The organism is Lysobacter sp. Soil_C_15, from assembly GCF_057657315.1.
This window is the reverse complement of record NZ_JBDGIR010000004.1, coordinates 233792-247913: the sequence shown is the minus strand read 5'-3', so window position 1 is coordinate 247913 and position 14122 is coordinate 233792. Positions and strand designations below refer to the sequence as shown.

The 14122-nt window shown below is 70.1% G+C and carries 14 protein-coding genes; 11 read left to right on the top strand and 3 right to left on the bottom strand.

Going from position 1 to position 14122, the window contains the following annotated elements:
* Positions 1–33 precede the first annotated feature (33 nt).
* Positions 34–162 carry a hypothetical protein gene (locus tag AC3A57_RS11525; RefSeq protein ID WP_487579051.1) on the bottom strand — a complete coding sequence of 43 codons (129 nt, stop codon included), beginning with the start codon at positions 160–162 and terminating at the stop codon, positions 34–36.
* Between AC3A57_RS11525 and AC3A57_RS11520 the strand changes: the two genes are divergently transcribed.
* Genes AC3A57_RS11520 through AC3A57_RS11510 form a run of 3 tightly spaced genes read left to right on the top strand, consistent with a single transcriptional unit; the run spans position 155 to position 4296 of the window.
* Positions 155–2182 (top strand): S9 family peptidase, encoded by a 2028-nt coding sequence (locus tag AC3A57_RS11520; protein ID WP_487579050.1) that lies wholly within the window; start codon positions 155–157, stop codon positions 2180–2182. The two genes, AC3A57_RS11525 and AC3A57_RS11520, sit on opposite strands and share 8 nt — an antisense overlap.
* Before the next feature lie 10 nt (positions 2183–2192).
* Positions 2193–3011 carry an N-formylglutamate deformylase gene (gene hutG, locus AC3A57_RS11515; RefSeq protein WP_487579049.1) on the top strand — a complete coding sequence of 273 codons (819 nt, stop codon included), beginning with the start codon at positions 2193–2195 and terminating at the stop codon, positions 3009–3011.
* 37 nt (positions 3012–3048) lie between these two features.
* Positions 3049–4296, top strand: a complete 1248-nt coding sequence (locus AC3A57_RS11510) for a winged helix-turn-helix domain-containing protein (RefSeq protein WP_487579048.1) — start codon at positions 3049–3051, stop codon at positions 4294–4296.
* Positions 4297–4338: 42 nt separating this feature from the next.
* On the opposite strand, the gene AC3A57_RS11505 is transcribed toward AC3A57_RS11510, so the two are convergent.
* A complete protein-coding gene (locus tag AC3A57_RS11505; RefSeq protein WP_487579047.1) occupies positions 4339–4698 on the bottom strand; it encodes a hypothetical protein in 360 nt (119 codons plus the stop codon).
* Positions 4699–4914: 216 nt separating this feature from the next.
* Positions 4915–6834 (bottom strand): DNA topoisomerase IV subunit B, encoded by a 1920-nt coding sequence (gene parE, locus AC3A57_RS11500; protein ID WP_487579046.1) that lies wholly within the window; start codon positions 6832–6834, stop codon positions 4915–4917.
* 356 nt (positions 6835–7190) lie between these two features.
* Here parE and AC3A57_RS11495 point away from each other — a divergent pair, with 356 nt between their 5' ends.
* The 8 genes from AC3A57_RS11495 to ftsB all read left to right on the top strand — a co-directional run bounded on the left by AC3A57_RS11495 (position 7191) and on the right by ftsB (position 14092).
* Positions 7191–7601: a globin gene (locus AC3A57_RS11495; RefSeq protein ID WP_221671763.1), complete on the top strand. Its 411-nt coding sequence runs from the start codon at positions 7191–7193 to the stop codon at positions 7599–7601.
* 325 nt (positions 7602–7926) lie between these two features.
* Positions 7927–8154, top strand: coding sequence for a hypothetical protein (locus AC3A57_RS11490; RefSeq protein ID WP_221671764.1), 228 nt, complete (start codon positions 7927–7929; stop codon positions 8152–8154).
* Positions 8155–8392: 238 nt separating this feature from the next.
* A complete protein-coding gene (locus tag AC3A57_RS11485; RefSeq protein ID WP_487579045.1) occupies positions 8393–8779 on the top strand; it encodes a DUF488 domain-containing protein in 387 nt (128 codons plus the stop codon).
* A 157-nt stretch (positions 8780–8936) separates the two neighbouring features.
* Positions 8937–10595 carry a CTP synthase gene (gene pyrG / locus AC3A57_RS11480; RefSeq protein ID WP_487579044.1) on the top strand — a complete coding sequence of 553 codons (1659 nt, stop codon included), beginning with the start codon at positions 8937–8939 and terminating at the stop codon, positions 10593–10595.
* A gap of 101 nt (positions 10596–10696) precedes the next feature.
* Positions 10697–11530, top strand: a complete 834-nt coding sequence (gene kdsA, locus AC3A57_RS11475) for a 3-deoxy-8-phosphooctulonate synthase (RefSeq protein WP_064748616.1) — start codon at positions 10697–10699, stop codon at positions 11528–11530.
* Positions 11531–11938: 408 nt separating this feature from the next.
* Entirely contained in the window at positions 11939–12331 is a 393-nt protein-coding gene (locus AC3A57_RS11470) for a hypothetical protein (RefSeq protein ID WP_487579043.1), read from the top strand.
* Positions 12332–12335: 4 nt separating this feature from the next.
* A complete protein-coding gene (gene eno, locus AC3A57_RS11465; protein ID WP_487579042.1) occupies positions 12336–13622 on the top strand; it encodes a phosphopyruvate hydratase in 1287 nt (428 codons plus the stop codon).
* A gap of 20 nt (positions 13623–13642) precedes the next feature.
* Positions 13643–14092: a cell division protein FtsB gene (gene ftsB, locus AC3A57_RS11460; protein WP_487579041.1), complete on the top strand. Its 450-nt coding sequence runs from the start codon at positions 13643–13645 to the stop codon at positions 14090–14092.
* Positions 14093–14122: the final 30 nt, after the last annotated feature.

Genomic DNA, 14122 nt, shown 5'->3' with positions numbered 1-14122 from the left:
CCGAACCGGGGCAGCGATGAAGCACAAGCAACGTCATTGGATTCTGGCCGGCGCGGTAGCCGGCATGATGGGCATCGCGGCGAGCGCCGCGGCGGCGCCGCCGGCGAGCGCCGCGGCGGCGTCACCGGCGAGCGCCGCGGCGGCGTCACCGGCGATGGACATCGCCGATTTGCTCAGCGTGCCGCGGCCGGACCAGTTGGTCGGCGCCAGCGACGCGCCGGTGCTGGCCTGGGTATCGAACGAGCAGGGCGTGCGCAACGTGTGGACCGCGCGCGCGCCGGCTTTCGCGCCCAAGCGCCTGACCTCCTATGCAGAAGACGACGGCCAGGCGATCGGCCCCTTGCAGTTCAGCGCCGACGGCCGCTGGCTGGCTTACGTGCGCGGCAGCGGCCCGGATGCGGCCGGCCACAACAGCAACCCGACCAGCGACCCCGACGGCCAGGAACAGGCGGTGTGGGTGGTGGCCAGCGACGGCTCGAGCCCGCCGCAACGCATCGCTGCCGGCCGCGGCATGCAGTTCGCGCCGCAGGGCGATGCGCTGCTGGTGCAAGGCTCGGCGCTGGCCTGCCATGCCTTGCCCGGCATCCAGGCGCCGGCGTGGTGCAAGAGCGACCTGATCAGGACCCGCGGCGGCAACGGCAGCGCCGGATTTTCGCCCGACGGCAAGTCGCTGAGCTTCGTCAGCGGCCGCGGCGACCACAGCTTCGTCGGCGTGCTCGACCTGGCCGCGCGCACGGTGCGCTGGATGGGCGCGGACTTCAATCGCGACAGCCAACCGGCCTGGTCGCCGGACGGCCGCCGGATCGCCTTCCTGCGCACCGCCGCGGCGCGCAACGGCGAGACCTTCGACCTGACCGGCGCCAATCCGTTCGAGATCTGGGTCGCCGAGGTCGCCACCGGCCAGGCCAGGCGCGTGTTCCGCTCCAACGACACCGCCGGCGGCTACGCCCAGTTCGCCGAGCCCGATGCGCTGCAGTGGAGCCGCGACAACCGCCTGGTGTTCAGTTCCGAACAGAGCGGCTGGCTGCACTGGTACGCGCTGTCGCCCGACGGCGGCGAGCCGGTCGCGCTGAGCCGCGGCGAATGCGAGGTGGAAACCAGCGTCCTGGCCGAGGACGGCAAGTTCTTCTTCAGCGGCAACTGCGCCGACCTGGATTACCGCCAACTGTTCGCGGTCGACGCCAAGGGCGAGGCGCAGACGTTGTTGACCGGCAAACGCGAGATCGCCACCGAGCCGGTCGCGGTCGCCGGCGGCCAATGGCTCGCGTTCCGCCACGCCGACGCGCGCCGCCCGACCGCGATCGCATTGGTGCCGCGCCAAGGCGGCGAGCCGCGGCGGATCTTCCCCGCGCAGTTGCCGGCGCGGTTCCCGATCGACCGCCTGGTCGAGCCCAGCACGATCACCCTGCGCGCCAGCGACGGCGTGGTCTCGCATGCGACCGTGTTCGAGCCGCCGGCGAGCTTCAAGGGCAAGCGCGCGGCGCTGGTCTACGTGCACGGCGGGCCGATCCGGCAGATGCTGCCGGGCTGGCACTACGGCAGCTACTACTACGCCGATTACGCCAACAATCAGTGGCTGGCGAGCCAGGGGTTCGTCGTATTGGCGCTGAACTTCCGCGCCGGCACCAACTACGGCCAGGCCTTCCGCCGCGCCGCCAAGCAGGGCCCGCGCGGCGCCAGCGAGTACCAGGACGTGCTGGCCGCGCACGCCTACCTGGCCAAGCGCGCCGACGTCGACCCGCGCCGGATCGGCATCTACGGCGGCTCCTACGGCGGCTTCCTGACCGCCTCGGCGCTGGCGCGCGATTCCGACCTGTTCGCGGCCGGAGCCGACCGCCACGGCGTCCACGACTGGCGCGAAAGCGCCAAGGGCGGCGACAACAGCGGCCTGTGGGGGCTGCGGCCGGACGAACTGGAACTGGCCTGGCAGTCCTCGCCGATGGCGCACGTGGACAGCTGGCGTTCCCCGGCGCTGCTGATCCACGGCGACGACGACCGGGCGGTGAAGTTCGGCCAGAGCGTGGAACTGGTCGAACGCCTGCGCGCGCGCGGCGCTCCGGTCGAGACCCTGGTCCTGCCGGACGAGGATCACTTCTTCCTGCGCCATGCGACCTGGCTGCAGGTGCATCGCAGTACCATGGCCTTCTTCCGCCGGCACCTGCAGTCCGGCGCCGCAGACTGAACGCCATCGCATGAACGCCGTTCCCGTACCGCCGCCGACCGAGCCTGTGTTCCAGTTGCACCGCGGCACGGCGCCGCTGCTGATCAGCCTGCCGCACGACGGCTCGCGCATTCCCGAGCCGATCGCCGCGCGCATGGTCGAGTCCGCGCGCCGCGCGCCGGACACCGACTGGCACGTCTCGCGCCTGTACGCGTTCGCGCGCGGACTCGGCGCCTCGATCCTGGTGCCGCACTACTCGCGCTACGTGGTCGACCTGAACCGGCCGCCGGACGACACCTCGCTGTACCCGGGCCATAACACCACCGGGCTGTGCCCGGCGGTGCAGTTCAGCGGCGAGGCGGTGTACCTGGAAGGCCAGGCGCCGCAGCCGGAGGAGGTCGCCGAACGGGTCGAGCGGTACTGGCGCCCCTACCACGACACCCTGGTCGCCGAACTCGACCGCATCCGCGGCGAGCACGGCCGCGCGGTGCTGTGGGAAGGCCATTCGATCCGCGGCGAACTGCCGTTCCTGTTCGAAGGCCGCTTGCCCGACCTCAATCTCGGCACCGCCGCCGGCAAGAGCTGCCTGCCCGAACTGCAGGCCGGCCTGGAACGCGCGCTGGGCGCGCAGACCGACTACGACTGGGTCGCCAACGGCCGTTTCAAGGGCGGCTACATCACCCGCCATTACGGCGATCCGGAGATCGGCGTGCAGGCGGTGCAGTTGGAGCTGAGCCAGCGCAACTACATGGACGAGGACAGCTTCGCCTACGACCAAGCCAAGGCCGCGCGTCTGCAGCCGCTGCTGGAGGCCCTGCTGCGCGTCGCGCTGGACTCCCAGGCGGCATGACCGCCGCGGCGCGGCGCACGGGCTCGGGCCGGTGGACATGACGCCGACGGCGCCGCTGCGCCCGGCGCAGGCGCGCGCGCTGCACCTGGCCGCGCAGGGACTGCTGGCGCGGCCGCGCCGGCGCGCGCGCAAGGCCGACCTGGTGGCGGCGATCGAACGCATGCAGTTGCTGCAGATCGACACCATCCACGTGGTCGCGCGCAGCCCCTACCTGGTGCTGTTCTCGCGCCTGGGCGATTACCCGCAGCGCTGGCTGGAGGAACTGCTGGCCGAGCGCGCGATCTTCGAGGTCTGGGCTCACGAGGCCTGCTTCGCCTCGATGCGCGACTACATCCTGCACCGCAACGCGCTGCCGCAGCGCGAGCACCATTGGGCGATCCGCAACGCGCGCAGCCACCGCGACAGAAACGGCGCGCAAATCGAGCGTCTGCTGCAGCACATCCGCGAGCTCGGCCCGGTCAAGTCCTCCGACTTCGAACGCGAGGACGCCGGCGGCGGCTGGTGGGGCTGGAAAGACGAGAAGCGCTGGCTCGAGGCCGGTTTCGCCCTGGGCGAGCTGATGGTCGCGCGGCGCGAGAACTTCCACCGCGTCTACGACCTGGCCGAACGCGTGGCCGGCGCCGCCGTGGCGGACTGGGATACCGCGCGGATCGCCCCCGAGGCGGTGCGCCGCGACACCGTGCTGCGCTCGGTGCAGGCGCTGGGCGTCGCCCAGGCGCGCTGGATCGCCGACTACTTCCGGATCAAGCCGCGCCTGCGCGACGCCGATCTCGACGCGCTGGTCGCGCAAGGCGAGTTGCTGCGGGTCGAAGTGCAGGGCTGGAGCGCGCCGGGCTACGTGCATCCGGCGCACGCGCCCTTGCTGGCGCAGGCCGCGGCCGGGCGCCTGCGCGCGACCCGAGCCACGCTGCTGTCGCCGTTCGATCCGGTGGTCTGGGACCGCGAGCGCGCCAGCGAGCTGTTCGGCTTCGACTACACCCTGGAGTGCTACGTCCCCGAGCCCAAGCGCCGCTACGGTTACTTCGTCCTGCCGATCCTGGCCGGCGGGCGGCTGGTCGGGCGCCTGGACGCCAAGGCGCATCGCGCCGCCGGCGAGTTCGAGGTCAAGGCCTTGTACCTGGAAGACGGCGTCGAGCCCAGCGAACGCCTGGCCGCCGACATCGCTGCGGCGATCGACGAATGCGCGCGCTGGCACGGCACGCCGAAGGCGAGGCTGGGCCGCTGCCGCCCGGCCGCGTTCGCGCCCTTGCTGCGGCGCGCGCTCAGCGCCGCGGCGGCGGCTTGAGCCGCGGCGGCGCGGCGCCGCCGGCCGGCTGCCCCCAGTCGGTCAGTTGAATTTCGAAATCAGCACGATCGCGCCGATCAGCCCCGCCAGCGCGACCAGATTCAGCCCCAGCGCCGGCACCGCGGTGTCGTGCGGTTCGTGGCGGAACAAGGCCGCGATCGCCGACAGGCTGCCGAACAGCCAGCAGGCGGCGGTGCACAGGATGGCCTGGCCGGTGCAGCGCAGGTCCCAACTGCCGCACTGCTCGGCGCTGGTGAAGGCGAACACCAGCATCCACGACAGCAACGGGCCCAGCAGCAGCGCGCACCAGGCCAGGATTCCGAACAACCGGGTTTGCGCCGCGGGCGGCAGGTGCATGTGCGCGGGCATGCGCAACGGGATGTGCAGGCGCTCAACGGCCATGACGAGGTCCTCCGCGGCGGGGCCCGCGCGCGGCGCGGCGGGCGATGCGGCAGCTTGCGTCCATATCGATCTGCTGACCGATACCGACGCGTCCAGCATGCCGCATCCGCCGGCACGGCGGCGTGAGCGTCGGACCGCAGGGATGTTGCAAAAACGAAGCGCCGCCCGGAGGCGGCGCCTGCGTCTTCGCGGCGGGCCGAAGCCCGCGGGCGGACCTCAGACCTCCAGCGTGGCCAGGTCGCCCTTGGTCTCCAGCCATTGCTTGCGGTCGCCGGCGCGCTTCTTGGCCAGCAGCATGTCCATCAGCGAATGGGTCTGCGAGTTGTCGTCGACGGTCAGCTGGACCAGCCGGCGGGTGTCGGGGTGGATGGTCGATTCGCGCAGCTGCGACGCGTTCATCTCGCCCAGGCCCTTGAAGCGGGTGACGTTGACCGCGCCGCTGAGGCCCTTCTTGCGGTCGCCCTTTTCGCGTTCGATCTTCTCCAGCAGGATCCGCTTTTCCTCTTCGTCCAGCGCATAGAACACCTGCTTGCCCACGTCGACGCGGAACAGCGGCGGCATCGCCACGAAGATGTGGCCGGCCGCGACCAGCGACGGGAAGTGGCGCAGGAACAGGGCGCTGAGCAGGGTGGCGATGTGCAGGCCGTCGGAGTCGGCGTCGGCCAGGATCACCACCTTGCCGTAGCGCAGGCCGGAGATGTCTTCCTTGCCCGGGTCGCAGCCGATCGCGACCGCCAGATCGTGCACTTCCTGCGAGCCGAGCACGCTGCCGGAGGCGACTTCCCAGGTGTTCAGGATCTTGCCGCGCAGCGGCAGGATCGCCTGGAAATCCTTGTCGCGGGCCTGCCGCGCGCTGCCGCCGGCGGAGTCGCCTTCGACCAGGAACAGCTCGGTGCGCGAGAGGTCCTGCGAGGTGCAGTCGGCCAGCTTGCCGGGCAGGGCGGGGCCCTGGGTGACCTTCTTGCGGACGATCTGCTTTTCGGTCTTCAGGCGCGCGGCGGCGCGCTCGATCGCCAGCTGGGCGATCTTCTCGCCCAGTTCGGTGTGCTGGTTCAGCCACAGCGAGAAGGCGTCGTGGGCGGCGCCCTCGACGAAGCCGGCGGCCTGACGCGAGGACAGCCGCTCCTTGGTCTGGCCGCTGAACTGCGGGTCGGTCATCTTGATGCTGAGCACGAAGGCGACCCGGTCCCAGACGTCTTCCGGGGCCAGCTTGACCCCGCGCGGCAGCAGGTTGCGGAAGTCGCAGAACTCGCGCAGCGCGTCGGTGAAGCCGGTACGCAGGCCGTTGACGTGGGTGCCGTGCTGGGCGGTCGGGATCAGGTTGACGTAGCTTTCCTGGACCAGCTCGCCGTCCGGCGCCCAGGCCACCGCCCAGTCGACGACTTCGGTGTCCTTCTTGAGCTGGCCGACGAACAGGTCCGGCGGCAGCAGTTCGCGCTGGGCCTGGCCTTCGCGCAGTTCGCCGGACAGGTAATCGCGCAGGCCGTCCTCGTAGTACCACTCCAGGCGCTCGCCGCTGGCCTCGTCGAACAGCTTGACGTTCAGGCCCGGGCACAGCACCGCCTTGGCGCGCAGCACGTGCTTGATCGCGCGCAGGTTGAACTTGGGCGTGTCGAAGTACTTCGGGTCCGGCCAGAAGCGTACCCGGGTGCCGGTGTTCTTCTTGCCGACCGAGCCGACCACCTCCAGCGGCGTGGCGCGGTCGCCGTCGCGGAAGGTCATGCGGTATTCGCTGCCCTCGCGCTTGATGTGCACTTCCACCAGCTTGGACAGGGCGTTGACCACGCTGACGCCGACGCCGTGCAGGCCGCCGGAGAAGGTGTAGTTCTTGTTGCTGAACTTACCGCCGGCGTGCAGGCGGGTCAGGATCAGCTCCACGCCGGGGACTTTCTCCTCCGGGTGGATGTCGACCGGCATGCCGCGGCCGTCGTCGCCGACCTCGCAGCTGCCGTCGGCGTACAGGGTCACCTCGATGCTGCGGGCGTGGCCGGCCAGCGCTTCGTCGACGGCGTTGTCGATGACTTCCTGCGCCAGGTGGTTGGGGCGCGCGGTGTCGGTGTACATGCCGGGCCGGCGCTTGACCGGGTCCAGGCCGGAAAGGACTTCGATGTCTGCGGCGTTGTAACGACTGCTCATGAAACCTGCATCGGTAGTAAGGAGTGGCGTCCGGGCCGGCGCTGCGGACGGCGCGCGGGCGCCGGCGGAGCGGGTCGGGCGGCGGCCGCGGCCATCTTGCCATCGGCCGGTGACGGCCGCGCATCGGCGGGGCCCGGCGCGGGGCGCAGCGAGCATGGCGACCGGCGCCAGCCGGGTCAAGCCGCACCGGCCGCGGGCGACATTCACGCCCGCCGCCGTCTCGCCGGTTGAGACCGGCGCCACGCCGCGGCGACCGAGCCGGCGCCGGCGCGCCCGCAGGTTGATCTGGCGCAAGCCGGGCCGGCGCCGGCGCTGCGATCCTGCGCGCCGTTTCTTTCTCGCCACAGGAGGGCAGGGTGTCCGCCCAGGACCAATACTTCGATCTGCAGCAGAGCTACGGCCGCTGCCTCATCCGCAAAGGCTTCATCGAGCGGTTCTACGAGATCTTCATGGCCAGCCACCCCGAGGTGGCGCCGATGTTCGAGCGCACCGACTTCCAGAAGCAGCGCCTGGCCCTGCGCCGCGGGATCAGCGTGGCGATCTTCCATGCCGCCGGCAGCGCGGTGGTCAAGCGCACCTGCGAGCAGATGGCCGACGTGCATTCGCGCCAAGGCCGCACCCCGGTGCCGCCGGAGTTGTATCCGTACTGGATCAACAGCCTGTTGCTGGCGATCCGCGAATACGACGAGCGCGCCGACGAGGCCTTGCTGGCGCGCTGGCGCCAGGCGATGAATTCGGTCACGGCGATGTTCAGCTCGCGCTATTGAGCCGCCGTCCGGCCCCGGCCCGCGGCTGGGCCGGGCCGCTTGAACGCGGCCGCTCGCGGCCCCATTGTGAGGGGCGACCCGGCCGCGCCGGCGTGGGTCCCGGCGCTGGCCGTTCTGGTCTGGGCCGTTCAGGTCCTGGCGTTCAGGTCCTGGCGTTCAGGTCCTGGCGTTCAGGTCCTGGGCGTTCAGGTCCTGGCGAGGCAGGCCCGACTAGGGTTCGCCCGACGCTGCACGGACGCGGCGCGAAGACCGGCCGGCCTGGGAGCCGGGGCGCCGCGGGCGCCGCTCCCGAACCGGCCGCTCCCCATTCGTACGGAGTCACCCCATGAAGATCCGCAAGCTGCTGCTCCCCACCGTCATCGCCGCCGCATTGCTGGCCCTGGTCGCGCCGAGCGCGTTCGCGCAGCAGGACCCGCAGGCCGACAAGAAGGCCGAAGAAGCCAAGAAGGCCGAAGACGCGAAGAAGGCGGAAGCCAAGAAAAAGGCCGAGGCCGAAAAGCGCCAGAAGTCCGGCGACCGCGGCGTCGAGCCCGAGGAAGAAGGCGACCGCTGAGGCGCCAGGCCGGCTGCGGGCCGCGCTGTCCCGTCGCGCCCCGTTCCCGGCGCCCCTTCGACGCCCCGGCCCGGCCGGGGCGTTTTCGTTTGCGCGGCCGCCGGGCGCGCCGCGGCGCTCCCGGCGCCGGAGCGGGCCGGACCGGTGACCGCTGCCGTCGCGCCCGGCTATCGTGCCTAGGCGGCGCGCGGCCGGCCCAGGCCCGGTCGTCGCCCGCTCCCGGTCCCAGGAGAGCCCGATGGCGCTGCGCATCGTCAGACTCGGCAGTCCGCGCCAGCCCGGCGAGGGCCTGCGCATCGGCACCGTGCGGCGGCCGCCGCGCGGCGTGCCCAAAAGCGAGTTCGCCTCCGGCGACTGGTACGACGTCTGGTTCCCGAACCTGGCGCCGAGCCTGGAGGCCATGAAGCAGGGCCAGACGGCGGACACCCCGGCGCAGTGGAACGCCTTCGTGCGCCGGTACAAGGCGGAGATGGCCGCGCCCGACGCCGCGCATGCGCTGGCATTGTTGGCGGCGATGTCGCGCGACAGCGATCTTTCCGTAGGCTGCTATTGCCAGGACGAATCGCGCTGCCACCGTTCGGTCCTGCGCGAGCTGCTGGCCGCGCGCGGCGCCCGCCTGGCCTGAGCCCGCGCGCCGGCGTCGGCACGGACGCGCCGGGCTGGCCGCAAATGCCCCGTCCGGCAAGGGGTTGCGGGGTCTGGAACGGTCCGTGCGCACTGTCAAGCCGTGCGGCTCGACCCGACTGTCGGTAAACTACGGCTTTCCAGCGGCTGCAAAATCCATGACTCCCCTGATTTTCGTCACCGGCGGCGTGGTGTCCTCGCTTGGCAAGGGCATCGCGGCGGCCTCGTTGGCGGCCATCCTCGAAGCGCGCGGGCTGCGCGTGACGATGATGAAGCTCGACCCCTACATCAACGTCGATCCGGGCACGATGAGCCCGTTCCAGCACGGTGAGGTCTACGTCACCGACGACGGCGCCGAGACCGACCTGGACCTGGGGCACTACGAGCGCTACCTGCGCACCCGGCTCAGCCGCAAGAATTCGATCACCACCGGCCGGATCTACGAGAACGTGATCCGCAAGGAGCGCCGCGGCGACTACCTCGGCGGCACCGTGCAGGTGATCCCGCACATCACCGACGAGATCAAGCGCTGCATCGTCGAGGCCACCGAAGGCTTCGACGTGGCCCTGGTCGAGGTCGGCGGCACCGTCGGCGACATCGAGTCGCTGCCGTTCCTGGAGGCGATCCGCCAGTTGCGCACCGAGCGCGGCCCCGAGCACGCGTTGTTCATGCACCTGACCCTGGTGCCGTTCATCGCCGCCGCCGGCGAACTCAAGACCAAGCCGACCCAGCACTCGGTAAAGGAACTGCGCTCGATCGGCATCCAGCCCGACGTGCTGCTGTGCCGCAGCGAGCAGCCGCTGCCGGACAGCGAGCGGCGCAAGATCGCCTTGTTCACCAACGTGCCGGAAAAGGCGGTCATCTCGGCCGTCGACCTGGACAACATCTACAAGCTGCCGCAGTGGTTCCACGAGCAGGGCCTGGACGCGATCGTCCTCGACCGCCTGCGCATCCAGGCCGGCCCGGCCGACCTTAACGAGTGGAACGAAGTCGTCGACGCCAGCACCCATCCGGTCGACGAGGTCACCATCGCGGTGGTCGGCAAGTACATCGACCATCAGGACGCGTACAAGTCGCTGGCCGAGGCGCTCAAGCACGGCGGCCTGCGCCAGCGCACCAAGGTCAACCTGAAGTGGCTGGAATCCAGCGAGATCGAGCGCGACGGCGTCGAGCCGCTGCAGGGCGTCGACGGCATCCTGGTGCCCGGCGGCTTCGGCGACCGCGGCTTCGAAGGCAAGGTCGCCACCGCCCGTTACGCGCGCGAGCACAAGGTGCCGTACTTCGGCATCTGCTACGGCATGCAGGCGGCGGTAGTGGACTACGCCCGCCACGTGGTCGGCCTGGAACACGCCAACAGCACCGAGAACGACAAGAATAGCCCGCATCCGGTGATCGGCCTGATCACCGAATGGCGCACCGCCACCGGCGAGATCGAACGCCGCAGCGAAGCCAGCGACCTCGGCGGCACCATGCGCCTGGGCCTGCAGGACCAGCGGATCAAGCCCGGCACCCTGGCGCGCGAGCTGTACGGCAAGGACGTGGTCGGCGAGCGTCACCGCCACCGCTACGAGTTCAACAACCGCTACCGCACCCAGCTGGAGGACGCCGGCCTGGTCATTTCGGCCAAGTCGATGGACGACCTGCTGGTGGAGATGGTCGAGCTGCCGCGCAGCGCGCACCCGTGGTTCCTGGCCTGCCAGGCGCACCCGGAGTTCCTCTCCACTCCGCGCGACGGCCACCCGCTGTTCGTCGGCTTCGTCCGCGCCGCGCGCGAAGCCAAGGCCGGCGGCAAGCTGCTGCGCGAGGTCAAGCAGTAAGTCCGCCGTGAACGACGGCCGGCGCGACGCATGCGCCGGCCTTGCCGGCGCCGGCTTCGGCCGCCATCTGATCGACCCACGAACGCAACCGGAACTCAAGCATGAAACTCTGCGGTTTTGACGTAGGCCTGGACCAGCCGTTCTTCCTGATCGCCGGTCCCTGCGTGATCGAATCGATGCAGTTGCAGCTCGACGTCGCCGGCCAGCTCAAGGAGATCACCTCCGCGCTGGGCATTCCGTTCATCTTCAAGTCCAGCTTCGACAAGGCCAACCGCACCTCGGCCACCAGCTTCCGCGGCCCCGGCCTGGAAGAGGGCTTGAAGGTGCTGGCCGAGGTCAAGCGCCAGATCGGCGTGCCGGTGCTGACCGACGTGCACGAGTACACGCCGATGGCCGAGGTCGCCTCGGTGGTCGACGTGCTGCAGACCCCGGCCTTCCTGTGCCGGCAGACCGATTTCATCCAGAACGTGGCCCGCGCCGGCAAGCCGGTCAACATCAAGAAGGGCCAGTTCCTGTCGCCGTGGGAAATGAAGCACGTCACCGCCAAGGCCCAGGCCACCGGCAACCAGCAGATCATGGCCTGCGAACGCGGCGCCAGCTTCGGCTACAACAACCTGGTCAGCGACATGCGCTCGCTGGCGGTGATGCGCGACACCGGCTGCCCGGTAGTGTTCGACGCGACCCATTCGGTGCAGTTGCCCGGCGGCATGGACGGCAAGTCCGGCGGCCAGCGCGAATTCGTCCCGGTGCTGGCGCGCGCGGCGATCGCGGTCGGCGTCTCCGGCGTGTTCATGGAAACCCATCCGCGCCCGGCGGAAGCCTTGTCCGACGGCCCCAATGCGGTGCCGCTGCCGAAGATGCGCGGCCTGCTGGAGACCCTGGTCGAGCTCGACCGGATCACCAAGAAGAACGGGTTCCTGGAGCAGGATTTCTGACGATGGTGGCGTCGCGGCCCTGGTTCCTTGGTCTTTGCCCGGAACGCTGGTCCGGTCGCCTGGGCCGTTGCGTTTCCGGGGCTGCCAAGGCTATGAACCGGCGGCCCAGTTTTCGCGACCGCGCTCCCGGTGCACCCGCATCTCGGCTATCGTTCGTCCCAACCGTTCCTCTTGCGACTGTCCGTCCCGCTATATGAGTACGTTCTCCCTGAGCTGTATCCACGCTCGCATCGATCAGTCGCATCGGTCGGTCGTGATCGGCTGTAAGCGGGGAAGCGCGGGTACTCGCCCGACCGGGGCAGAGGCATGATCGGGCGAGCTGTTGCATCGCTGCTGGCACTCGTTGCCTTGGGCAGCCAACCGGCGCTAGCGTGCAAACTGCCTAGTGATGTCGACGCGCCGACGCCGATGGCGCTCGCCGAATCCTCCGCGCTGGTGTTCATCGCCCGGGTGAAAGGGATCGCCTCAACCGATCAAGATCAAGCTGAAACGCCAGTGCCTGGCGTGCCCGGCGATGCTCAATTTTTCGCGCCGGTCGGCTCGCGAGCCGTGTTCGCAGATTTTTCCCCGCTACTCAACCTAAAAGGCAAACTGCCGCCGACCGCCTTGCTGCGAGACGCTGCAGACAGCTGCGGTCTGCAGCTGCAAGCGGGCGCCGACTACTTGATCTTCGCTGATCTTCCCGCGATCGCGGACAACAGCATCCTTCCTCTGCGCGGCTCGTTCAAACTGGACGGCCAGTCGGGGACTCGAGCCCGTCTCAGCCAAATTCAAGCCCATCTTTCTCCTCAGACGCCCTGATCCCATGACCTCCATCCAATCGATCCACGCCCGCGAAATCCTCGACAGCCGCGGCAACCCGACCCTGGAAGCCGAAGTCACCCTCGCCGACGGCAGCTTCGGCCGCGCGATGGTCCCGTCCGGCGCCTCGACCGGCAGCAAGGAGGCGATCGAGCTGCGCGACGGCGACAAGACCCGTTACCTGGGCAAGGGCGTGCGCAAGGCGGTGGAGAACGTCAACACCGTCATCGCCCAGGCCCTGAAGGGCATGGACGCGGGCGATCAGGCCGCGCTGGACAAGCGCATGATCGACCTCGACGGCACCGAGAACAAAGCCCGCCTCGGCGCCAACGCGCTGCTCGGTGTGTCGATGGCCAATGCGCATGCGCTGGCCGCTTCGAAGAAGCTGCCGCTATGGAAGTCGCTGGCCGGCGACCGCGCGCCGGTGCTGCCGGTGCCGATGATGAACATCATCAACGGCGGCGCCCACGCCGACAACAACGTCGACCTGCAGGAGTTCATGATCCTGCCGGTGGGCGTGAGCAATTTCGCCGAGGCGCTGCGCGCCGGCGCCGAGGTGTTCCATGCGCTGAAGTCGGTGCTCAAGGGCCGCGGCCTCAGCACCGCGGTCGGCGACGAGGGCGGTTTCGCCCCCGACCTGCGCAGCAACGAGGAAGCGCTGGAAACCATCCTCGAGGCGATCGGCAAGGCCGGCTACAAGGCCGGCGAGGACATCCTGCTCGGCCTCGACGTCGCCTCCACCGAATTCTTCGACAACGGCAAGTACCACCTGGTGGGCGAGGGCAAGCGCCTGACCAGCGAGCAGTTCGTCGACTTCCTGGCCAACTGGGCCGCGCAGTACCCGATCGTGACCATCGAAGACGGCATGGCCGAGGACGACTGGGCCGGCTGGAAGCTGCTGACCGAGAAGATCGGCAACAAGGTGCAGCTGGTCGGCGACGATCTGTTCGTGACCAACCCGAAGATCTTCAAGGAAGGCATCGACCAGCGCGTGGCCAACGCCATCCTGATCAAGGTCAACCAGATCGGCACCCTGACCGAGACCCTGGAAGCGATCGCGATGGCCGATGCCGCCCAGTACGCGGCCGTGGTCTCGCACCGTTCCGGCGAAACCGAGGACACCACCATCGCCGACATCTCGGTCGCCACCACCGCGACCCAGATCAAGACCGGCTCGCTGTGCCGCAGCGACCGCGTCGCCAAGTACAACCAGCTGCTGCGCATCGAAGAGCAGCTCGGCGCGGCCGCCCGCTACGCCGGCCGCGACGCGTTCGTGTCGCTGCGCCGCTGATCGCGACGGGAGGCGGGGGCATGCGCTGGGTGCGGGTCTCGGTGGTGGCGCTGCTGGCGCTGCTCGCCCTCCTGCAGTACCGGCTGTGGTGGGCCGGCGGCGGGCGCGGCGGCAGCGTCGCCGCGCTGCAGGCCCAGGTCGACGGCCAGAGCCGCGAGAACCAGGGCCTGCAACAGCGCAACGCCGCCCTTGCCGCCGAAGTCGAGGACCTCAAGTCCGGCGAGGCGGCGGTCGAGGAACGCGCGCGCAGCGAATTGGGCATGATCAAGCCCGGCGAAACCTTCTACCGGGTGGTCGAGGCCAAGCCGCAAGCGCCGGGGCCGAACGCGGCCGCGGCGGTGAATGCGGTGCAGGGCGGCGCGGCGCCGGCCGATTCGGCCGACTCCGCCGAGCCGAGCCTGGAAGAGCAGGTCGACGAGCCGCCGGGCGAACTGCCGGCGCCGGAACCGCAGCCGTCGCCGGCGCAGTGACGCCGGCGGCAGCGTCCCTCCGTACCGATC